At 30.6% G+C, this 22,846-nt stretch carries 21 protein-coding genes; 16 read left to right on the top strand and 5 right to left on the bottom strand.

The genetic code is table 11. The features are described 5' to 3' along the window. The first annotated feature begins 76 nt into the window (after window positions 1–76). Together rrpA and CAMP5063_RS02750 are read left to right on the top strand one after the other, a co-directional pair. A complete protein-coding gene (gene rrpA, locus CAMP5063_RS02745; RefSeq protein ID WP_087700365.1) occupies window positions 77–406 on the top strand; it encodes a MarR family transcription factor RrpA in 330 nt (109 codons plus the stop codon). Next, a complete protein-coding gene (locus tag CAMP5063_RS02750) occupies window positions 403–855 on the top strand; it encodes a lipocalin family protein (RefSeq protein WP_087689501.1) in 453 nt (150 codons plus the stop codon). Before rrpA ends, CAMP5063_RS02750 begins: the two co-directional genes overlap by 4 nt. Here the strand turns inward: CAMP5063_RS02750 and CAMP5063_RS02755 are convergent. Continuing rightward, window positions 852–1,934, bottom strand: coding sequence for an NAD(P)-dependent alcohol dehydrogenase (locus tag CAMP5063_RS02755; protein WP_337194775.1), 1,083 nt, complete (start codon window positions 1,932–1,934; stop codon window positions 852–854). The two genes, CAMP5063_RS02750 and CAMP5063_RS02755, sit on opposite strands and share 4 nt — an antisense overlap. A gap of 153 nt (window positions 1,935–2,087) precedes the next feature. Here CAMP5063_RS02755 and hsdR point away from each other — a divergent pair, with 153 nt between their 5' ends. From hsdR to CAMP5063_RS02790, 7 genes are all read left to right on the top strand, one after another. Further along, complete coding sequence (gene hsdR, locus CAMP5063_RS02760) at window positions 2,088–4,400, top strand: EcoAI/FtnUII family type I restriction enzme subunit R (RefSeq protein WP_337194776.1); 2,313 nt, start codon at window positions 2,088–2,090, stop codon at window positions 4,398–4,400. Window positions 4,401–4,403: 3 nt separating this feature from the next. Further along, complete coding sequence (locus CAMP5063_RS02765) at window positions 4,404–6,725, top strand: AAA family ATPase (protein WP_337194777.1); 2,322 nt, start codon at window positions 4,404–4,406, stop codon at window positions 6,723–6,725. Then, window positions 6,709–7,938: a restriction endonuclease subunit S gene (locus CAMP5063_RS02770; RefSeq protein ID WP_337194778.1), complete on the top strand. Its 1,230-nt coding sequence runs from the start codon at window positions 6,709–6,711 to the stop codon at window positions 7,936–7,938. The genes CAMP5063_RS02765 and CAMP5063_RS02770 overlap by 17 nt, the downstream gene beginning before the upstream one ends. 87 nt (window positions 7,939–8,025) lie before the next feature. Further along, window positions 8,026–9,054 (top strand): virulence RhuM family protein, encoded by a 1,029-nt coding sequence (locus CAMP5063_RS02775; RefSeq protein ID WP_337194779.1) that lies wholly within the window; start codon window positions 8,026–8,028, stop codon window positions 9,052–9,054. Beyond that, on the top strand, window positions 9,044–10,546 hold the full coding sequence (locus CAMP5063_RS02780; RefSeq protein ID WP_337194780.1) for a class I SAM-dependent DNA methyltransferase: 1,503 nt from the start codon (window positions 9,044–9,046) through the stop codon (window positions 10,544–10,546). Before CAMP5063_RS02775 ends, CAMP5063_RS02780 begins: the two co-directional genes overlap by 11 nt. Window positions 10,547–10,823: 277 nt before the next feature. After that, window positions 10,824–11,090, top strand: a complete 267-nt coding sequence (locus CAMP5063_RS02785; protein ID WP_337194781.1) for a hypothetical protein — start codon at window positions 10,824–10,826, stop codon at window positions 11,088–11,090. Window positions 11,091–11,497: 407 nt separating this feature from the next. Continuing rightward, window positions 11,498–11,698: a hypothetical protein gene (locus tag CAMP5063_RS02790; RefSeq protein WP_133319423.1), complete on the top strand. Its 201-nt coding sequence runs from the start codon at window positions 11,498–11,500 to the stop codon at window positions 11,696–11,698. 1 nt (window position 11,699) lies between these two features. On the opposite strand, the gene CAMP5063_RS02795 is transcribed toward CAMP5063_RS02790, so the two are convergent. From CAMP5063_RS02795 to CAMP5063_RS02810, 4 genes are read right to left on the bottom strand one after another with little or no spacing between them, the layout of a single operon-like run. Then, complete coding sequence (locus CAMP5063_RS02795) at window positions 11,700–12,881, bottom strand: molybdopterin molybdotransferase MoeA (RefSeq protein ID WP_337194782.1); 1,182 nt, start codon at window positions 12,879–12,881, stop codon at window positions 11,700–11,702. A gap of 1 nt (window position 12,882) precedes the next feature. Further along, on the bottom strand, window positions 12,883–13,329 hold the full coding sequence (locus CAMP5063_RS02800; protein ID WP_039627992.1) for a molybdopterin synthase catalytic subunit: 447 nt from the start codon (window positions 13,327–13,329) through the stop codon (window positions 12,883–12,885). Between the two features lie 3 nt (window positions 13,330–13,332). Beyond that, window positions 13,333–13,554 carry a MoaD/ThiS family protein gene (locus CAMP5063_RS02805; protein ID WP_337194783.1) on the bottom strand — a complete coding sequence of 74 codons (222 nt, stop codon included), beginning with the start codon at window positions 13,552–13,554 and terminating at the stop codon, window positions 13,333–13,335. A 9-nt stretch (window positions 13,555–13,563) separates the two neighbouring features. Then, window positions 13,564–15,108 carry a multicopper oxidase family protein gene (locus CAMP5063_RS02810; RefSeq protein WP_337194784.1) on the bottom strand — a complete coding sequence of 515 codons (1,545 nt, stop codon included), beginning with the start codon at window positions 15,106–15,108 and terminating at the stop codon, window positions 13,564–13,566. A 145-nt stretch (window positions 15,109–15,253) separates the two neighbouring features. On the opposite strand from CAMP5063_RS02810, the gene nspC reads away from it, so the two are divergent. The 7 genes from nspC to CAMP5063_RS02845 all read left to right on the top strand — a co-directional run bounded on the left by nspC (window position 15,254) and on the right by CAMP5063_RS02845 (window position 22,809). Next, window positions 15,254–16,417 (top strand): carboxynorspermidine decarboxylase, encoded by a 1,164-nt coding sequence (nspC, locus tag CAMP5063_RS02815; RefSeq protein ID WP_337194785.1) that lies wholly within the window; start codon window positions 15,254–15,256, stop codon window positions 16,415–16,417. Between the two features lie 136 nt (window positions 16,418–16,553). Next, window positions 16,554–17,483: a formate dehydrogenase subunit gamma gene (locus CAMP5063_RS02820; RefSeq protein WP_039627999.1), complete on the top strand. Its 930-nt coding sequence runs from the start codon at window positions 16,554–16,556 to the stop codon at window positions 17,481–17,483. Window positions 17,484–17,546: 63 nt separating this feature from the next. Then, a complete protein-coding gene (locus CAMP5063_RS02825; RefSeq protein WP_263660536.1) occupies window positions 17,547–18,227 on the top strand; it encodes a TorD/DmsD family molecular chaperone in 681 nt (226 codons plus the stop codon). Window positions 18,228–18,402: 175 nt separating this feature from the next. Further along, the gene (locus CAMP5063_RS02830) at window positions 18,403–18,606 is read left to right on the top strand and encodes a twin-arginine translocation signal domain-containing protein (protein ID WP_012661099.1); all 204 of its coding nucleotides are present in this window, start codon (window positions 18,403–18,405) and stop codon (window positions 18,604–18,606) included. Window positions 18,607–18,622: 16 nt separating this feature from the next. Beyond that, entirely contained in the window at window positions 18,623–21,445 is a 2,823-nt protein-coding gene (locus CAMP5063_RS02835) for a formate dehydrogenase subunit alpha (RefSeq protein WP_337194786.1), read from the top strand. Between the two features lie 10 nt (window positions 21,446–21,455). After that, window positions 21,456–22,025: a formate dehydrogenase FDH3 subunit beta gene (fdh3B, locus tag CAMP5063_RS02840; protein WP_337194787.1), complete on the top strand. Its 570-nt coding sequence runs from the start codon at window positions 21,456–21,458 to the stop codon at window positions 22,023–22,025. Window positions 22,026–22,080: 55 nt separating this feature from the next. Then, window positions 22,081–22,809: a winged helix-turn-helix domain-containing protein gene (locus CAMP5063_RS02845; RefSeq protein WP_133319413.1), complete on the top strand. Its 729-nt coding sequence runs from the start codon at window positions 22,081–22,083 to the stop codon at window positions 22,807–22,809. Window positions 22,810–22,846 lie beyond the last annotated feature (37 nt).

Below are 22,846 nucleotides of genomic sequence, written 5' to 3' on the forward strand. Positions count from 1 at the left end.
TTTTAAAATTATAATTTAACTATAATTTTATTTCAATACTGAAATTTATGTAAGATGCTATATAAAAGGAAAGTATATGGAAGAAAAGTGCGATTTTACGGAATGCGGATTTAATTATACTTTATCTTTGATTTCGGGAAAGTATAAGATGAGTGTTTTATATTGTTTATTTCGTTATGAAGTAGTAAGATATAATGAACTTAAAAGATATCTTGGTAATATTTCTTTTAAGACTTTAACACATACTTTAAGAGAGCTTGAAAATGATGATTTAATCACGCGTAAAGAATACCCACAAATCCCTCCAAAAGTAGAATACCGCCTTGCTAAAAAAGGTCAAAGTTTAATTCCTATTTTACAAGCGATGTGTGATTGGGGCGAGGCAAATCAAAAGGAAGAAAAATGATAGAATTATTAGATGGTATAAATTTAGAAAAATACATGGGTACATGGTTAGAAATGGCTAGAAAACCTGCGTTTTTTCAAAAAACTTGCAAAAGTGCTAAGGCAGAATATGAGCTAGAGTATGAAGGCTCTACGCCTATAATCAAAGTCAAAAATATATGCACTAAAGAAAATGGAGAAATCTCTCAAGCAAATGGCAAAGCTAGGGTAAAATCACCAAGATCTTTAGCGGTTAAATTTAGTATTTTTATGAATGTTTTTAACAAACCAAATTATGAGATTATTTACATTGATACAAATTATCAAGTTTCTATCGTAGGTAGTCCTGATAAAAAATATTTATGGATTTTATCAAGAGAGATTTTAGTAAAAGAGCAAATAAACTCTTTGCTTGAAATAGCCAAGCAAAGAGGTTTTGATACTAGCGATGTGATTTTTGATGAGTATTAATTTTCTGCACTCATATCGATTACATAGCGGAATTTGGCTTTTCCTGAAGTGAGGTTTTCATAAGCTTTGTCAATCTCGCTTGGTTTGATGAGTTCAATTTCAGGATAAATTCCATGTTCTAAAGAAAAATCAAGCATTTCTTGAGTTTCTTTAATGCCCCCAATAAGCGAGCCATATACTTTTTTACCGGCTTTATGTACAAAATGAATGATGTTAATGCTAGGACTTACTTCATGTGGAGGTAATCCTACTATAGCCATCTCACCACCAAATTTTAATAAATCCATATAAGCTAGCGGATCATAAGGGGTTGGTATGGTGGAAATGATGAGGTCAAATCTTTCTTTTACCGCACTTTTATCTGTACTAGTATAAAAATTACTCACACCCATAGCTAGAGCTTGTGCTTTTTTGTTTTCATTTCTTGCAAAAACACTTACTTTTGCACCCATTTTCACAGCATATTTTACTGCCATCATACCAAGTCCACCAAATCCTGCTACGGCTACACTTGAGCCTTCTTTGATGTTTGAAAATTTAAGCGGTGAATAGGTAGTAATACCCGCACAAAGTAAAGGTGCTATCTTTTCAAGTGGTGCATTTTTTGGTACATTGATAGCAAATTTTTCACTTACTACGATGTTATTTGAGTAGCCTCCATAGGTGTTTTCATTATCATGAAATACATCTTTGCAGTTATAAGTGTAGATGGTTTTACCATTTTCGCAAAATTGCTCTTGAGATTTTTTGCATGCTTCGCACTCTCCGCATGAGTTTACCATGCACCCAACCCCAGCAAAATCACCTACTTTAAATTTACTCACATTTTCACCCACCGCGATAACTTCTCCTGCTATTTCATGGCCAGGTATGCAAGGATAGGTTGCTTCGCCCCATTCGCTTCTTGCAGTGTGTATGTCGCTATGGCAAATTCCTGCGTACTTGATAGCGATTAAGATGTCGTTTTTGCCTACTTTATGGCGTGTAAATTCAAAAGGTGTAAATTTAGAATCCTTGCTAAGCATAGCATAACCTTTGCTCTTAACACGACCATTTTCTAAAAAGATTTTTGAGTCCATTTTCTCTCCTTTGTGGTTTTTGAAATTATAATAAAGCTAGGTTTTTATTGCAATAGGGAAAATAAAGTAAGATACTATACTAAAGGTGCGTTTGTGGGTTTTGGTTTGATTTTTATGGTATAATTATTTAAATTTTTTATCCATAAGGAAGCCATGGAACTTAAGCATTTTTCAGAAGATGATACTAGAGTTAAACTCATAGATGTAAAACTTCACGCTAGCTCTTGGAGTGAAGAAAATATCATAAGAAATTATTATTTTACCGATGGGCGTAAGCTTATAGGAAATAAAAGAGGCGAAAGAAAATTTGCAGATTATTTGTTGAAATTTCAAAACAATAATCTTGCTATCATAGAAGCTAAAAAACAAAGCAAAGATCCTTTAGATGGCTTGTCTCAAGGCATAGAATATGCTAAAATTTTAAATGTAGCATTTGTATATAGCACTAATGGCGATAAAATTTATGAATACAACCTAAAAACTTCAAGCGGTGAGTATATAGAAAAATTTCCAACCCCAAATGAGCTTTTTGCTAGGATTTATGGAAATTTAAAAGAATGGCAATACAAGCTTTTATCACAGCGAGAATTATACATACCCCAAAAAGAATTAAGATATTATCAAAAGATCGCAGTTGATAAAGTCATAGAAGCTTTGATTAACGGTAAAAATAGAATTTTACTCACTCTTGCTACAGGCACAGGTAAAACCACTATAGCCTTTGCTTTGTGTTATCGTTTGCTTGAAGCTAGGTGGAATAAAACAAATCAAGACAAAAAACCTAAGATATTATTTTTATGTGATAGGGTGAGTTTAAGAGATCAAGCTTTAGGAGAGTTTAATCCTATAGAGGGAGATTGCGTGGCAGTGAGTGCGCAAGAGTTGAGAAAAAATAATGGCAGAGTGCCTACAAGTGCAAATGTGTTTTTTGGAATTTATCAAAGTCTAGCTTCAAATTCAAAAGAACAAGAAAATGTTAATGAAGAACAAGAAAGCAAATTCTACTTACAATACCCCAAAGACTTTTTTGATCTTATCATCATCGATGAATGCCACAGAGGTGGAGCGAATGAAGAAGGTAGTTGGGCAGGGGTGCTAGAGTACTTTTCATCGGCTACGCATTTAGGACTTACTGCTACGCCTAAAAAAAGCGATAATGTAGATACTTATAGATATTTTGGTGAGAGTATATATGAGTATAGTCTTAAAGATGGCATAGAAGATGGCTTTTTAACTCCTTATAAAGTTAAGCGTGTTACGACTACGCTTAGTGAAGGCTATGTGTATAACCCTGATGATATCATAGAAGGTGAGTTAGAAAAAGGCTTTTATAAGATCAATGAATTTGAAAGAAATATTCACTTACCTCAATACAACGACTTTCTAGCTAAAGAAATTTTAAAGCTCATCAACCCTATGGATAAAACCATCATCTTTTGTGCTAACCAAGCTCATGCAAGTGAAGTAAAAAGAGCCATTGATAAATTTAAAAGTGCAAAAAGAGATGACTACTGCGTGAGGGTTACAAGCGATGAGGGCAAAATAGGGCTTGAGTACTTAAAGCAGTTTCAAGATAATGACAAAAGCTATCCTGTGATACTCACTAGTTCTAAAATGCTAACCACAGGAGTAGATGCTAGAAATGTCCGCAACATAGTGCTTTTGGCAAATATAGGTTCTATCATAGAATTTAAGCAAATCATCGGAAGAGGCACTAGGGTGTATGAGGGAAAAGACTTTTTTACTATACTAGATTTTACCGGAGTAACAAGACTTTTTTATGATCCTAAATGGGATGGCGAGCAGATCAAAGATGAAGAAAAAACCGAAGTAAAAATTATACAAAACAAAAGAGAGCAAAGCAACCCTAAAGAAGCAACCAAGCAAAAAGAAGTCACCGTGCATTTAAAAGGCACAAAGCTAAAAGTGCTTGATATAACGACAAGCTACATAGGAGATAGCGACAAGCCACTTAGTACAAAAGAATTTTTGGAATTTTTAGTAGGAAAGCTAGCAGAATTTTATAACGATGAGACAAAATTACGCGAGATTTGGAGTAACCAAGCAAGCAGGAAAGAATTTTTACAAAAACTTGAAAAAGACCGCATAAGCGAGCAGGTTTTGGAAGAATTGACAGCTATTTTTGAGCAAAAAGACTGCGATGTGTATGATGTGCTAGCACACTTAAGTTTTAACAGCGAGATAAAAACACGCCATGAACGCGTGCTAAATGTAAAAAATAGTGCATTTTTAAAACGCTTCCAAAAAGAAAAAGCCTTAAAGCTTGTGGAATTTTTACTAAATAGGTATCAAGAGTATGGCATAAAAGACTTTGATAGCGGGTTAAAAACACTTATAGATCTTAGCTCTTTAGGTAGTGTAAAAGAGCTAGTGGGTGAATTTGAAGGTATGGAAAATTTAAAACAATGTATTGATGATTTACAAAGGGAGATTTATGCGAGGTAAAAAATGAAAATTTTAAAATTTGATGAAATAAATTTTGGCTCTTATAAAAATTTTAAATGGGGTAATAATCTTGAAGAATTTAAAACAATTAATATTTTTTATGGTAGAAATTATTCAGGTAAAACTACACTTTCAAGGATAGCTAGAAGTTTTGAGCTTAAAAAAAAGAATGAAGATTTTTTAGAAGGAAAATTTAAAATAGAGTTAGAAAATGGTAGCTTTCTAAATCAAGATGATGTAATAAATTCTAATTTAGACATTAGGGTTTATAATAGCGATTTTGCAAAGGAAAACTTAAATTATTTATATGATAAAAAAGGGAATATAAAAGGTTTTAAAAGTATAGGTGTAGAGCAAAAAAATATAAAAGAAATAATTGAAAAAAGAGAGAAAATTTTAAAAACAAGAAATGAAAAATTGCAAAAATTAGAGAATGATAAAAAAGAGTTTTTGAATGATGATAGAGAAACAAAATTAGAACAAAAATTTACAGAAAAAGCTAGCTTGATAGCGACAAATCCAAATTATTTGAAAGGATATAGATACAACAAGACAGCATTAAAAAAAGATTTAAATATAATTAAAAATAATGAAGACGATTATATTCTTAACAATGAAGAACAAAATCAATTTATCAAAATCTTAGAAGATAAAGAAAAACAAAATATAAATTTCAACAATACTTTTAATAAAGATAATTTTCAAGGTATTTTAAAACGCTCATTAGGGATTCTTGAAAAAGAAGTTATCATTAAAGAAAATTTAACAAGCGAATTGAGAAAATGGCTAGAAGAGGGTTTGGAATTTCACAAAGAGCATTCATCTACACGGCAATGTAAATTTTGTAATAACCCTTTAACACTAGAAAGAATAGCTTGGATTGAAAATAACATAAAAGATGATAGTGGAGAAAAAGAACAAATTGAAGAAGAATTAAAAGATTTACTAGATAATTTTGAAAGTTATAAACTAGAATCAAAAAATTTATTGCTAGGTATTGAATATGAAAATTTTTATTCTAACTATAAAGATAGTTTTATTGACTTGAGAGAACAGCTAGGAGTAAGTATTGAAAAATACAACGAAGAGTTATTAAAAATAGAAGAAAAATTAAAGCAAAAACAAAAAGATGTTTTTACTCCTATAAAATTAGAAAACATAAATGATTTTTCAGATGAGATATTTTTAATATTAAACAAAATTGAAAATTTATGTAAAGAAAATGATAAATACATAAATAAATTATCAACAAATCAAGATGAAGCAAGAGAAAAATTAAGACTGAATGAAGTAGCAAAATTTGCTAAAGATAGTGATTGTTTTGCTATACAAGATGAAATTCAAAATTTAAAACAAAATATAAATACTTTGGAGAAAAGTATTGCAACACAAAATAACAAAATAGATCTTTTAGAAAGTAGAATAGAAAAATATAAAGAAAAACTTAGTAATCTAGAAACCTCTACAAGCAATATAAACAAATATTTAAAATCATATTTTGGACATAATATGCTAGAGTTAAAAGCAAAAAAAGATGACAAAGGACAATTAAATGGAGAATTTGAGATTTTAAGAAATGGCAAACAAGCTAAGAATTTAAGTGAGGGTGAGTGTAGTTTGGTAGCCTTTTGCTATTTTGTGGCAAGTTTGGAAGATGCAAAAACTAAAGATAAAAATCCTATAATATGGATAGACGACCCTATATCTAGCCTAGATAACAATCATATATTTTTTATCTTCTCTTTAATAGAAACTAAAATCGCAAAAAAGATTAAAGGTAACAAATATTCTCAACTTTTTATATCAACGCATAATTTAGATTTTCTAAGATACCTAAAAAGTTTAACAGGATACGATAAAAATGATAAAAAAAGTTTTATGTATTTGATAGAAAAAACAAACAATAGTGATATTAAAATTTTACCTGATTATATTCGTAAGTATGTAACTGAATTTAATTATCTATTTGAGCAAATTTTTAAAAACTATAACAACACAAATATTACTATAGATTCATATTATAGTCTGGCAAATAATATTAGAAAATTTTTAGATACTTATATGTATTTTAAATATCCAAATAATGATAATCTAATGACAAAATATTATATTTTTTTTGGAGAAGAGAACGCTATTTTAATTAATAGAGTAATTAACGAATTTTCTCATTTAGAAAATATTGAAAGAGCTAAAATGCCTTTAGATTTATTAGAAATACATAAAGTTATTAATATTATTATTGAAAATATTAAAAATAAAGACAAAGAACAATTTGAGGCACTATTAAAAAGCCTTGATATAGAAGAAAATGATAATGCAAAATAAAATGACAAATTTACCGCAGGGTTGGGAATGGAAAAGCTTAGGTGAAATTTGTGAAGTAGTTATGGGACAATCTCCAAGCGGAAATTGTATTTTCAATAAAGATAAAAATAAAGATTTAATTGAATTTCATCAAGGAAAAATAGCTTTTTCTGATAAATATATAAATAAATCCGATTTTGTTACTTCAGACATCAGAAAAATTGCAAAAAAGAATTTTGTTGTATTGTCTGTGAGAGCACCTGTTGGTGAAGTGAATATTGCTTCTGAAGATATAGCAATAGGACGCGGATTGTGTTCTTTAAATGGCATTAAGATAAATAATGAATTTTTGTTTTTTTATTTGTTAACTTTAAAAAAATATTTTAATGATAATTCAACAGGTTCGACTTTTAAAGCTATTAGTACTAAAACAATTAAAGAAACTAAAATTCCCTTACCACCTTTACAAGAGCAAGAAAGGATAGTGGGGATTTTAGATGAGAGTTTTGCAAAGATAGATGAGAGTATTAAAATTTTAGAGCAAGATTTGCTAAATTTAGATGAGTTAATGCAAAGTGCCTTGCAAAAAGCTTTTAACCCCTTAAAAGATAATGCTAAGGAAAACTACAAACTCCCACAAGGTTGGGAATGGAAAAGTTTAGGGGAAATATGTTTTATTACAGATGGAACACACAAAACACCTAATTATATAAAAACAGGGATTCCTTTTTTATCTGTTAAAAATATCTCTAAAGGTTTTTTTGATTTAAGCGATGTCAAATACATTTCACTAGAAGAGCATAACAAGCTTATAAAAAGAGCTGAGCCTGAATTTGGAGATATTTTAATTTGTCGTATTGGAACTTTGGGAAAAGCTATAAAAATTTCTTTAGAATTTGAATTTAGTATTTTCGTTAGCTTAGGGCTTTTAAAACCAAAAGTTAAAATTATAAGTGACTATTTGGTTTATTTTTTAAATTCTTGTTTTATTGAAGGATGGATTGATAATAATAAAGTTGGTGGTGGAACGCATACTGCAAAATTAAATTTAAATATTTTAGAAAAATGTCCTATTGCACTTCCCCCATTCAAAGAGCAAAAGAAAATCGCTTCTTATTTAGATGAGCTTTCTTCTAATGTAAAAAATTTAAAACAAAACTATCAAATGCAGATAAAAAATCTACAAGAGCTTAAAAAGTCCTTGCTAGATAAAGCTTTTCAAGGAAGATTGTAAATGTTAAAATTTTTATCAAATTTTAACATATGGACTAAATATGCTAAAAAATTTTGATTTTTTTAGCATATTTTTTGAAGGATAAAAATGCAAAAAAATATAAAACGAAATCTTTCTATGGATTTTTTAAGTTTTAGTTTAGAAAATCAAGAAGATTTTTTAGAAGTGATTTATAAAGATGATGATATATGGCTTAGCGTAGCTTTAATGGCTAAGTTATTTGAATGTTCTAGTGATAATATTTATCTACACCTTAGTAATATCTATAAAGAAAATGAACTTGATAAAAATTCAACTTCCGAGGAATTCTCGGTAGTTCAAAAAGAAGGAAAAAGAGAAGTTAAAAGGAAGATAGCATTTTATAATCTTGATGTTATTATAAGTGTAGGGTATAGAATAAATTCTTATAAAGCCACAAAGTTTAGACAATGGGCTACAACAATCTTAAAACAATTTAGCATTAAAGGATATGTATTAGATAAAGAGCGTCTGAAAAATGGTAGTGTGATAAATAAAAACTATTTTGATGAGCTTTTAGAAGAAATCAGAGAAATAAGAGCTAGTGAGAGGTTGTTTTATCAAAAGATAACTGATATTTATACAACAGCGATTGATTATGACAAAAATGATGAATTGACTAAAGAATTTTTTGCTAGTGTGCAAAATAAACTCCATTTTGCTACACATGGACACACTGCAGCAGAGCTTATAAAACAAAGAGCAGATCATAAAAAAGAAAATATGGGACTTTATTCATGGAAAAATGCTCCTGAAGGAAAAATTTTGCAAAGCGATGTGGTGATTGCTAAAAATTATCTTAGTCAAGATGAACTTTTGGAGTTAAATCGTATAGTTGGTATGTATCTTGACTATGCTGAAGATAGAGCAAAGAAAAACATAGCTATGACTATGCAAGATTGGAAAGATAGATTAGATATTTTTTTAGAATTCAATGAAAGAGAAATTTTAAAAGATAATGGCAAAATAAGTAAGAAATTAGCAGATGATTTTGCTAAGGAAGAATTTTATAAATTTAGAGTTATTCAAGATAAAAACTATAAGTCAGATTTTGATAAGGTTATTTTAAAAGCTTTAAAGGATAAAAATGCAAAGTAAAATCGATAAAATCACAGATATTCTAAGAAGAGATGATGGCATAAGTGGTGCTATGCATTATAGTGAGCAGATTAGCTGGGTGCTTTTTTTGAAATTTTTAGATGATTATGAAGAAGAGTTAAAGCTAGAAGCTGAGCTAGATGAAAAGCCTTATAGGGCTATTTTGCAAGAAAAATTTAGTTGGAGGGCTTGGGCAGCACCTAAAACAAGTGAAGGAAAGCTTGATGTAAAAAACGCTTTAAGTGGAAGTGATTTGCTAAGCTTTGTGAATGATGAGCTTTTTCCATACCTAAAAAGTTTCAAAGATAATGAAAATTTCAAAAGTATAGAGTATAAGATAGGCGGAATTTTTGAATTTATAGACAACCGCATAGCTAATGGCCATACTTTAAGAGAGGTTATAAATTTAGTTGATGAGCTAAGTTTTAGCAAAGAAAGTGATGTATTTGCTTTGGGTGAGGTTTATGAGAAGCTTTTAAAAGACATGGGAAGTGATGGGGGAAATAGCGGGGAGTTTTATACCCCAAGACCTTTGGTTAGAGCTATGGTGGAGGTGCTAGACCCTAAAGCAAAAGAGAGAATTTACGATCCTGCGTGTGGGAGTTGTGGATTTTTAGTAGAGAGTTTTTTGCATATTCTCTATGAAGATAGGGCAAAAAAGAAAAAAGCAAATTTGAGTGTGGAAGAACTTGAATTTTTACAAAATGATGCCTTGTTCGGTAAAGAAAAAACTCCACTTAGTTATGCAATGGGTGTGATGAATATGATCTTACATGAGGTTAAGTCCCTAAATATCATCAAAACCAATACTCTAAATAAAAAAATCACAGACATAACTGAAAATGAAAAATACGAAGTGATTTTGGCAAATCCTCCTTTTGGCGGCAAAGAAAAAGATCAAATTCAAAATAACTTTCCTGTAAAATCAAACGCTACTGAGCTTTTGTTTTTACAACATATTTTAAAGTCTTTGAAAAACAATGGAAGATGTGCCATAGTAGTGCCTGAAGGAGTGCTTTTTCAAAATTCAAATGCCTTTGTGAGTGTAAAAAAAGACTTGCTAGAAAATTTTAATCTTGAATGTGTTTTAAGCTTGCCAAGTGGGATATTTTTACCTTATAGTGCGGTAAAAACTAATGTGCTTTTTTTCTCTAAAGGGCAAAGAAGCATTTGTGGTGAAAATGATGAAAGTGTGTATTACTATGAGCTTGTACCACCTTTTAAATTGACTAAAAATAAACCTTTAGAATACACGCATTTGCAAGAATTTTTAAAATGTTATAAAGAAAGAAAAATCACGGCTAATTCTTATTTGGTAAGTAAAAAAGAACTTGAAGAAAGAAATTATGATTTAAGTGCTAAAAATCCAAATACAAAAGAAGAAAAAACTTTGCGTGAAATAGAGGAAATTTTAAGCGAGTTAGAGCAAAATCAAAAACAAGCAAAAATGCTTTTTGAAAAAATTCAAGCTAGTTTAAGAGGTAATAAATGATAGATATAAAAAAGAAATCTAAAAATGTGAGGGTTATAGCCCTTTTTTCTTTAACTTTTTATTTATGTTCTTTTATGCCTTATATGGGTTTTTTAAGTGTAATTAGCGCGACATTATATATGATAGTTTTATATCATTAAAAACTTATACTAGTGCTAAGAATTTGTTCAAGAATTATTTTATAACACTTTTTATTTTATTTTTTTATTTTATTTTACTTTATTTTATGATTTTATTTTTTTATTATGTTTTTTTAAATGAAGAATATTTTTTATTAATGTTTTTTACTCCGTTTTTGTTGGCTATACATATTTTATTTTGTTTGCTATATTTTAAATTCTTAAAAAGAATTTTTTATGAGATAGCTAGAGTAGCTAATCAGTTTTATTTTATAAAAGTTTGTAAAATGTATTTTTATGGTTTTTTAACATTGCCTATTTTAATAGGATTTGTATTTTTTGTTATAGGATTTGTTTATAATGTCTTAGCTTGGTATAATTTTAAAGAATTTAATAAAAGCGAATTTATTAAAAATCAAGATTAAAAAATCTTTTTTAAAATTTAATAAAAGTTAAAAATTTATACCTTGTCATTAAAAATCTTTTTTATATCTTTGTTATAGCTAATATCAAAAGCTCTATAAATATCAAGCGAGCATTTTTTTATAGCATAGTCGATTTATAAAATGATTATAAACTTCCTTTACATCCCATAGTTTTTGCTTTAGAAAAATCAAAAATATCAACTTTTTCCATTTTTGGTATGTGTTCATCAAAGAAAGTATAAAATTCTTTTCTTAATTTAAAAAAATCATTTAATTTTTTATCTATTTTATATCCTTGTTAAATTTTGCCTTAAATCATCAATTTTTAAAAATGACTAATCGGCTCTTGCGTTTTTTTTTTTTTTTTTTGATATTATCGTCCTTCGATTTTAATTAAAGGAGAAAAAATGGCTATTACTTTGGCTAAAGTTAGTGGTTCATGGGTAGAAGTTTATGATGGAAATAGGAGGCTTTATAGTAAGCCAGTAAATACAAACAAAGGTGATACTTTGATAGGATTTACAGGTTCTAGTGTTAGTATAAAAGAAGGTAGTTGGATTGTAACTTATGATGAAAAAGGACAACGCATAAGCTCTCATCCAGCGTAAATCAAGGCATAAAAATTATATCAACCAAATCATTTTCTTTTATATCATCATTTGCTATCATAAGTGCAGCCTTGTGGTTAAGGTTGTTGATGATAGCACTTGAGCCTTGTTTTTTACCTTTTAAATTGGCATAAATTTTTCCATCTTTAAATTCTATATTACAAGCTACAAATTCTAAATGCGAACTTTTTTTCTTATAGTCAGTATTTGCAAATGCTTTAAATATATAGTCTTTTTCTTGTAAAAGCCAAATATTTAAAAGTTCTCTTACATATAAATTAAACATTACCATAGCCGAGTATGGAAAACCCGGCAGGGCAAAGATGAATTTATCTTCAAATTTGGCTATTTTGATATGTTTTCCAGGTTTTACATCGACTTTGTCTAAGATGATTTCATACTCTTTAACAGCTTGTTTTAAAAAGTCAAAATCCCCCATGGAAACTCCACCAGTGGTAACTAAAATATCACATGCATTAAGTGCTTGTTTTAAAACACTTGGGGTTTTTTGCATATCATCTTTTAAAAGTGGAAAAATTCTAGCTTCAGCACCAAGTTTTTTCGCCATATTAGCTATGGCTATATGGTTTGATGAGCGAATTTGTGCAGGGTGCTCTAAGCTTTCGCCCAAGTCTTTGATCTCACTTCCACTACTTAGCACGCCTATGATAGGTTTGGCAAAAACACTAATGTGAAAATATCCAAGCTCAGCTAAAAGTGCTATCTCGCTATAGCTTAGCTTTGTGCCTTTTGTGAGTAAAATTTCACCTTTAGTGTAGCTCTCGCCCACCTTTCTCACAGCAAAGCCTTGTGGAACTTTTTCTTTTATATAAATCACACCATTTTTAACTTCAACTTTTTCCACAGGTACTAAGGTATCACAACCTTCACTCATCAAAGAGCCTGTAAAGGTTTTAACACATTCTTTATTTTGTATTTTAAAGCTTGGGAAAATTCCAGCAGGTACTTCGCCTATGATAGACAAAGGCTCATCTTGTTCGCTAAATTTAATCGCATAGCCATCCATAGAAGCAGTAGGAAATTGAGGGTTGTTAGTGGAAGCTTTGATATCTATGGCTAAAATTCTATCTAAGCACTGTGTTAAAGCGATGTTTTCTATCTTTTCATACGCTTGTATGTGTGAATGAAGTATGTCTAAACTTTGGCTATAAGAAGTTAGCATTTTAGTCCTTAGTGCTTAAAATTCCTGCTCCTTGAAGTTTCAAAGAGCGTTCTTTGGCATAAATTTTTTCGCCATTAATGATATCATATTTCCATATAGGTGCGCTTGCTTTAAAATCTTCTACAAAATCATTAATTAACTTAAGTCCTAATTTTCTTTGCTTGCTTAAAACCCCAGCAAAATAAGAACTCTCATGCACCTTAACCTCGCCGATAGAGTGAGCAAACATCAAGCTTACATTTTCATTTGCAAGTTTTTGGCACCATTTTTCAAACCAAGTTTTTAATAAAGGCTCATATATATCAAAACTCAAAGCCTCAATCTCATCTTCAGCCCTCACTATACCGCAAAATGTGATCAAAGCTCCGCAGTTTTTATCTTTAGCATATTCATACCATCTAGCATAAATGCTAGGAATTTCTAAGGCTCCTTGGTGTAATTCAAACATAACTCATCCTCCACAAACCGGTGGTAATAAATAAATTTTATCCCCATCTTTTAAGGTAGTTTCATCATCAAAAACCATTTCATCATTTAAAGCAACTGCACAAAGTTCAAGCCATTCTTTTAAGCTTTCATCTTGTCCTAAAATTGCTTTTAATTCTTTAAGATTGCTTACATTTAGTTCTAAGCTTTCTTTGTTAATTGGCCCTAGAAATTCAACTTTTACCATTTTTTACCTTTATTCTTTTATTTCTAAAATTCCCATCATTCCAAGATCTTCATGCTCTAAAATATGGCAGTGAAACATTCTAATACCGGTAAATTTTTGACTCATTCTAAGTCTTAATTCTTCTCCAGGTCTTACATTAATCGTATCTTGCAATGCTCTGAATTTTGCTTTTGTTATTTTACCCTTAAATTTAGAAGATATGAGTTCAAATTGTGTTCCATGTATATGGAAAGGATGATCCATATGCGATTTGTTTTTTACTACCCATTCTTCTACTTCATTTAATTTTGAGGTTAAATCCGTTCTATTCATATCAAATGTTTTACCATTGATTAAAAACATAGAGGCAAGGCTTTTTTTGATTTCTTCTTCACTTTTTTTACTAATACCATGCATTTGCATATGATCTTCACTCATAATCACTTCTTTAAAGCTTGTAGCTTCTTTTAAAGGTGGAAAATCGCGTAATTTTTCAGGTATGTTTTCTATAGTTTTTTCTACTTTAAGATCAGCTAACATAAGAGTGTAAGGTTCTTCTTTAACAAGCATTTTATCGCGGTCATAATAAGTACTTTCAAGTTTAAATTCACCCTTGCTTGCTTTGATTAGCACTTCTACTCTTGAAGCAGGACTTAAAAATAACTCATCTAATTCAACACCTTTTTCTATAAGCCCTCCATCAGTTCCTACTAAAATAAATTTAGCACCTTTAATGCGTAAAATTAAATATCTTGCCGCACAAAAATTATAAATACGAATTCTTTGAGCTTTGTCAAGTGTTATTTTTGGTTTTAATTGTCCATTGATAAGAACTAAATTTCCTTCTCTACCATTTAGCCAATCAAATAAATTATTATCAGGAATTTGTGCGTTTTCATCTAAACGCAAATCACTAATCACCCAATCTTGTTCTTGTAAATGCGACAACGCATCTTTTCTAGCTTTTACTACAAATACCCCTGCTAAGCCTTTATAAACTTGCTTTGCTGTGGTGTAGTGTGGGTGTGGATGATACCAGTAAGTTCCTGCTGAATTTTCTCCAAGTTTAAAGCGATAAATTCTTTCTCTACCAGGCATGATAGGATCGTGTGGGTTGCCATCTTGCTCAGGTGGTATGTCAAGTCCATGCCAGTGGATTGTAGTTGGTTCTTTTAAACTATTTTTTACCAAAATTTCAACCGTATCACCTTCATAAACTTCTATTTTAGGTCCAGGTATAGAGCCATTGTAAGTAAAGCATTTTGTTTTTTTACCTTTAACAAGCTCTATTTGACTTTCTTTGATTTCTATACTTGATCTAAAGAAATTTTTCTTTGTGCTTGTGTTTTTTAGAAGTTTTAAATTTGCTAATGTTTGTCCGCTAGGAAAGTCTTTTTCATCGAGTAGTTTAATGTTTGGATTTTCTAGTTTGATAAAAGAAGTATCGATTTCTTTTGTATCTTTTTGTGTATGTTTTGAGTGCATATTATGATGAGAATGATCCCCCATTGCATAAGCACTGCTAATACTTGCTAAACCTAAAGCATTAAATTTTAAAAATAACCTTCTATCCATTAAATTTTTACTCCTAAATTAATTTTGATTTGGATTTTGATTATAGCTATTGTTTGATTAATGATTGTAAATTATAAAAACAAGATATAATTTTAATATGATTTGTTATACAAGTGGTTTTAAATTAAAAAATTAAGGACAAATAATGCTAATTAAAAATCATTTAGATAAAGACTTTCAAACTCCTGCTTATATTTTAGAAGAAGACAAGCTTAGAAAAAATTGTGAGCTTTTGGCTAAAGTGAGTGAGCAAAGTGGAGCAAAAGTCTTGCTTGCTCTAAAGGGTTTTGCTTTTTCAGGTGCTATGGATATAGTGGGTGAGTATCTATCAGGTTGTACTTGCAGTGGGCTTTGGGAAGCTAAATTTGCAAAAGAATATATGAACAAAGAAATTCATACTTTTTCACCTGCTTTTAAAGATGATGAAATAGATGAAATCATAGATCTTTCACACCATATAGTATTTAATTCTTTTAATCAGTTTAAAAAATTTAAAGATAAAGCAAGCCACAAGTCTCTTGGTTTGCGTTGTAATCCAGAGCTTTCAGTGGCTCCAAAAGAACTTTATAATCCTTGTGGTAGATTTTCAAGATTAGGAATTCGTGCGATTGATTTTGAAAATGAAGATTTAAGTGCTTTAAGTGGGCTTCATTTTCATGCTTTATGTGAAGAAAGTGCGTATTCTTTAGAGCTTGTGTTAAATGCTTTTGAAGCTAAATTTTCAAAATTTATTAAAAATATAAAATGGGTTAATTTTGGTGGAGGTCATCATATTACTAAAGAAGGTTATGACACGCAAAAACTAATTGATCTTTGTAAAAAATTTAGCGATAAATATGGAGTACAAGTGTATCTTGAGCCAGGTGAGGCTGTGGGTTGGCAGTGCGGGACTTTAGTTGCAAGTGTAATAGATATAGTAGAAAATGAGAAAAAAATAGCTATTTTAGATACTTCAAGCGAAGCTCATATGCCAGATACTATCATTATGCCTTATACAAGCGAGGTTTTAAATGCTAGAATTTTATCAAGTCGTGATGGACAAAATTACAGCGAGTTAAAAGAAAATGAATTTGCTTATTTACTTGGTGGCAATACTTGCTTAGCAGGGGATATCATGGGTGAGTATGCTTTTAATCAAGAGTTAAAAATAGGACAAAAAATAGTATTTTTAGATCAAATTCATTATTCCATAGTTAAAAACACTACTTTTAATGGAGTAAGACTTCCAAATTTAATGTTCTTAGATAAGAATGAAAATTTATCTATGATAAGAGAGTTTTGTTATGAAAATTATTCAAAAAGAAACTAAAAATTGAGTTTTTTTGTAGTTTTTTGCAAATTTATGTTTTTTAAATAAAACTTTTTTTAAAATAAAAATGGAAACTGAAAATTAACAAAACTACAATGCTAAGCTTTTTCTAGCGTGTAATGTTTAGGAGTAATTTATGCATAGAGTTATACTAGCTCTTTTAGCCTGTTTTAACTTTCTATTTGCTCAAGAAAATTTTGAAGTTAAAAATACTCAAATTTGGGATGTGCAAAGAGTGATGAATATAGAAAGTTATCAAAATTTTGGTGCTTTGTGGACTAAACTGCAAGGTGAGTATATTGCAAGTGCTGTTTTGATTATACTTATAGTCGTAATTTCAGCTTTTGCTTTGCATTATATGGTCATAGGTCCAAAGAAATTTTCTCATGATGGTAAGAAAATTTACGCTTTTTCAGTATTTGAAAGATTGTTTCATTTTGTAGCAGCAATCTCTTGGATTATCCTTGTGCCAACCGGACTTATTATGATTTTTGGATCGTATTTTGGCGGTGGATTTTTTGTAAGAATGTGTAAAAACTTACATGGTATTGCTACTATTTTATTTATCATTTCCATCATTCCTATGCTTTTGTGTTGGATTAAAAGAATGCTTCCTGCGAGTTATGATTTAAGATGGATGATGATAGTAGGTGGATATTTAAGCAAAGAGAAAAAACCTGTGCCTGCGGGTAAGTTTAACTTTGGTCAAAAATCTTGGTATTATATAGCTGTTTTTGGTGGCTTTTTGATGATAATCACTGGTGCGTTTATGTTTTTCCTTGATTTTAATTCTACTTCTTTGCAATCTATTTTTGGAATTTCTCATATAGATATTTTAAGAGCTTCAGCTATCATCCATAATATTTTGGGTATTTTATGTGCAGTATTTTTTGCTATTCATATTTATATGGCCGTATTTGCTATTAAAGGAAGTATCCATTCTATGATTAGTGGTTATAAAGAAGAAGAAGAAGTTTATATTTTACATTCTTATTGGTATAAAGAATTAAGCGATAAAAAACAAATCAATCCATCGTTTACTTACGATTCTAAAACAAAATTTTAAAATCTCACTTGATTTTTTTAAATTTTCCTTGTTATAATCAAATAAAAATAACAAGGAAAATTAATGATACAAGATATTGATCTTTCGCGTAAATATTTTTATGAATTTTTTTCAAAAGCTTTTAATTTTATCGATGAAAATGAGTTTAAAATTTGGCATGAGCAGGTTTTAGTTTTAGCTCAAAGTCCTTTAGATGATAGTTTAAAATTTGATTTTGAAAAACTTAGTGTATGTGATTTTGCAAGTTTTAAAGAAGAACAAAATGGAGTGTTTTTTGATTTTTCTTATGTGAATGTGCCTATTAGTGCTTCTTTTTATGATGAGGGTAGGGATGATGGTAAAATGAAGCTTCAAGCCTGTGAAATTATTAGAAAAACCAAATTTAGAAAAAAAGAAGATTGCAGGCAAAGTGAAGATGAATTTGGCTTTTTGTTTGCTTTTATGGCAAGTATTATTGAGCATGATTTAAAAGTTGCACAGCAATTATTTCGTTTTGTGATAAACCCTGTAATAGATGAGTTTATAGAAAAATTACAAATCCACAAAAACTCAAATTTTTACATTGCTATTGCCAATATTATGAAAGTCTTTTTTGCAAATGAAAGAGCTTATTTGGAAGTACAAGCACCTATAAAAAAAGAAGGTAAAAGTGTAGCAGATGAGGCTTTACAAAGACTTCCTTATGAGCCAAGACTTCCTACTAAATTTAGCAAAACAAATATAGAAGAACTTAGTAAATTATAAAAATTAATATGTATTTTGTTACCAAAATACATATTATCAAAATCATCTTTTTATGAAAATAGAAATTAAATAAAATCTTAAGTGAAAATATGCAAAATTTATTTTGTTAAGTGTATAAATACTTTGAAAATAAGTATTTATAGTTATTCTTTACTTTTATTTCAAAGGAGAGAACATGGAGGCCAATCAAAGAAGGGATTTTTTAAAAAAATCTTTGAAAATTGGTGCTTTAGGGGTAGTAGCTGGGGCAAGCGTGAATGCTTTAGCTAAAGATGATTACCAAGAGCAAAATACCGTAGTTTTAGGAAAAAGTACTAAAAAAGAAGTGCTTTATAAAAAAACTATGCATTGGGAAAAATACTACAAAATAGCTTATTAATTAAGAAAGGAAGAAGATGGCATTAGCAAGAAGAAATTTTCTTAAGCTTGCTGGTATTGCTGGTCTTGGAAGTGCGGCTTTTGGTAGTGAAAACAAAGCTATTAGAGCTGCAAGTGAACAAGAAGTAGCAAATCCTTATCCAGATTCTAAGATTGTTAGAACAATCTGTAGTATCTGTAGTGCAGGCTGTGGAATTAAAGCAGAAGTGCAAGATGGAGTTTGGGTGCGTCAAGAAAACGCTATAGAACATCCTATTTCTCAAGGATCACACTGCTGTAAAGGGATAGATCAAATCGATCTTACTAAATCAAAGCAGCGTATTAAATATCCTATGAAAAAAGAAAATGGCAAATGGGTACGTTTAACTTGGGAGCAAGCTATCAATGAAATTGGCGATAAAATGCTTGAAATCCGTAAAGAAAATGGACCTGATAGTGTTATGTTTTTAGGTTCGGCTAAATTTAATAACCAACAAGCTTATTATTTTAGAAAATTTGCAGCATTTTGGGGTACTAACAATATAGACCACGTTGCTAGAATTTGACACAGCGCAACAGTCGCCGGTGTGGCGAATACATGGGGTTATGGCGCTATGACAAATCATTTTGGTGATGTGACTAAACACTCAAAAATGATGATTATTTTTGGTGCAAATACTGCTGTGGCAAATCCTATCGGATTTAAACACTTATTACAAGCAAAAGATCGTAATAATGCTAAATTGGTAGTTGTAGATCCTGTATTTACAAAAACTGCAGTACATGCTGATGAATATGTAAGAATTCGTCCAGGTACAGATATAGCTTTAGTTTATGGTATGCTTCATTTGATCTTCAAAAACGGTTGGGAAGATAAAGAATTAATCAAAACTAGAACTTATGGGGTTGAAGAAATAAAAGCGGAGGCTGTTAAATGGACTCCTGAAGTTGTAGAAGATGTAACAGGTGTTCCAGCTGCTCAACTTGAAAAAATCACAAGAATGTTAGCTACAATCAAACCTGCTACGCTATTTTGGGCTTTAGGTATTACTCAACACTCGGTAGGTAGCTCCAACACAAGAATTCTAGCTATCTTACAACTCGTTCTTGGTAATATAGGCAAACCAGGTGCAGGAACAAACATCATTAGAGGTCATGATAATGTTCAAGGTGCTACTGATATGGGCTGTTTGGCTGATACTTTACCAGCTTATTATGGGCTTGATGATAATGCGTGGAATCATTTTGCTAATTTTTGGAATGTAGATAGAGAATATTTAAATTCAAGATTTTATTCTAAAGAATGGATGCATGAAAAAGGTTTTTCACTAGCAAAATGGTGGCAAGGCGTTTTACATGAAGAAAAAACTTATTCTAACTCACCTATCCGTGTGCTTTGGGTGCAAGGAACGGGTATTACTTCTATGGCGCATACGGTAAAAATTCAAGAAGCACTTAAAAAACTTGATATGATTGTAATCGCTGAACCTTTTGTAAATGAAGTAGCAGTTTTAGCAGATCGTTCTGATGGTATTTATATTATCCCTGCTTGTACTCAATTTGAAACAGAAGGTTATGTCACTGCGACTAATCGTGCTATGCAATGGCGTTCTCAAGTAGTAAAACCAATTTATGAAAGCAAAGAAGATCAAGAGATTATGTTTGCTTTTGCTAAAAAATTCGGCTTTTATAAAGAATACACTCGCGGTATGAAAATGGAATTGAAAGATCATAAGCTTGTACAAACAAGAGATGATAATGATGATAATTTTATATGGCCTGATGATGCTACAAGAGAAATGAGTAATGGTCTTTTAAGTATAGGCTTAAGAGGTATTTCAGCTGAACGCTTAAGAAAACACCAACAAAATTGGGAACATTTTGATCCTGATACTCAAAGAGGTATTGGTGGTAAAGTTAAAGGCGAATACTATGGTTTACCTTGGCCTTGTTGGGATGAACAACATCCGGGAACTTCTATATTATGGAATACTGATGTGCCTTATGAAGAAGGCGGTATGGGCTTTAGAAACCGCTTTGGTTTAGAGCATGAAGGACATTCTCAATTAGCAGATGATGCCTTTACTCCAAAAGGATGTAAAGTTAAAGGTGGTTACCCACAAATCACTAAGGCAAATATTGAAAAAGTATTTAATATCAAACTAAGTGATAGCGAAAAAGAATTAATGGGCGCTAGCTGGAGTACAGATATTTCAGGTATTATTTTAGAAAAATGTAGAGAAAAGAGTGCTTGCTGTTTAGGTAATGCAAGAGCTAGAATGAAAGTTTGGGAATTTGCAGATCCTATTCCGTTACATAGAGAGCCTATTCACTCACCTCGTTGGGATTTGGTTAAAAAATATCCTACTTGGGGCGATCAAGAGAAAAACTTCAGAGTTGAGAGTAAATTTATCAGCGAGCAACAAAAGAAAGATTGGAGCAAAGAGTTTCCAACTATCATTTCAAGTATGCGTTTAGTAAATTTAAGTGGTGCAGGTATGCTTGAGAGAACTAGTAAATATCTTGCTGCAATCACACCTGAAATGTTTGCTAATGTTCACCCTGAACTTGCCTTAAAATATGGTATAAATGATGGAGATATGATGTGGATTCATTCACCGCAAGGTACTAAGATTAAAGTAAAATGTGTGCATAATCATTCTGTTACACCGGATAGAATTTGCTTGCCTTATAACTTTGCGGGTATTATGCAAGGAGTGGATTTAAGTTATAATTATCCTGAAGGCACTAGACCTTATACTATAGGTGAAAGTTCTAACACGGTTACTAACTATGGTTTTGATATAAATACGCAAATTTCTGAATTTAATGCAGGACTTTGCAGACTTGAAAAGGCTTAAGGGGTAAGTTATGGCTAGAATGAAATTTTATGTAGATAATAATCGCTGTATTTCTTGCTTTGCTTGTCAAGTGGCTTGTTCAAGTGCGCACGAAGTGCCAGTGGGGATTAATAGAAGAAAGGTAATCACTTTAAATGAAGGCATAGAAGGAAAAGAGTTTTCAACAACTCTTGCCTGCCAACACTGCACAGATGCTCCATGTGAGCAAGTTTGTCCTGTAAAATGCTTTTATATTAGAGCTGATGGTATTGTTTTACATGATAAAAAAACTTGTATAGGTTGTGGGTATTGTCTTTATGCATGTCCTTTTGGTGCTCCACAATTTCCAAGAGATGGTACTTTTGGTATTAAAGGTCAAATGGATAAATGTACTATGTGTGCAGGTGGTCCTGAACCTACTAACTCTCATGAAGAAAGAGAACTTTATGGACAAAATCGTATTGCAGAAGGTAAAGTGCCTATGTGTGCTGCGGTTTGTTCTACAAATGCACTTTTGGTTGGTGATGCAGCTGAAGTTAGTGCAATGTATAGAAAAAGAGTTTTGCTTAAGGGCCAAAATTTAGGACTTGATGCAAAATAACCCAAAGGGTGTTTACAGGCACCCTTTTTTACTACTTATAATCCAAGGTTAATTCATGGAAGAATTAAATTTGCAAATTCAAAAAAATCTTGATGAAAATAATAAACTTACTTGTAAAAAAGCACTAGAGCTTTTAAAACAATACTCCAAAGAAGATTTTCAAGCTAGTATAAAAAAAATGGATGTAAAAATTTCAGATTGCGAGTTAGGTCAATTTGGAAAGTTAAATAAAAATATAGCAAAAAGTGAAATTTTAGAAAAATTAGAAACAAAACTAGATTCTAAGCGTCGCATATCATGTAAAGATGCTTTAGAATGTGCTAAAAACTTTAATATGGCTGATATGAGAGCTACGCTTAAAACTTATAAAATTGATGTTAAATACTGCGAACTTGGTTGTTTTGAAGAAAAAAAAGGTAAAAAATTTCATATAAAAAGCAAAATTTGGGTAGAAAATCCTGATGGAGAATTACTTTTTGGTAAAGGGAAAACAGATATTTTAGAATTAGTTGGAGAATGCGGAAGTATTTCCCAAGCGGCTAAACAACTAGGGATGAATTATAAAAAAGCTTGGCTTTATATACAGGATTTAGAAAAAAATATGAAAGAAGAATTGCTCATTGCTAAAAAAGGAAGAGGAAGTCAATCAGGTAGTAAGCTTACTCCTAGAGCTTATGAGCTAATTCAAAATTTTAAAATTTTACAACAAGATGTAGAAGAATACACTAATAAGCGCTTTAAAGAATTATTTTTCAAGAAAAATCAAGAAAAAGATAAAACTTAATTTGAATACAAGTTATAAAAATATATCATTAAGTAAA

It is taken from the genome of Campylobacter sp. RM5063 (assembly GCF_024723655.1).
Lineage (GTDB): Bacteria > Campylobacterota > Campylobacteria > Campylobacterales > Campylobacteraceae > Campylobacter_D > Campylobacter_D lari_D.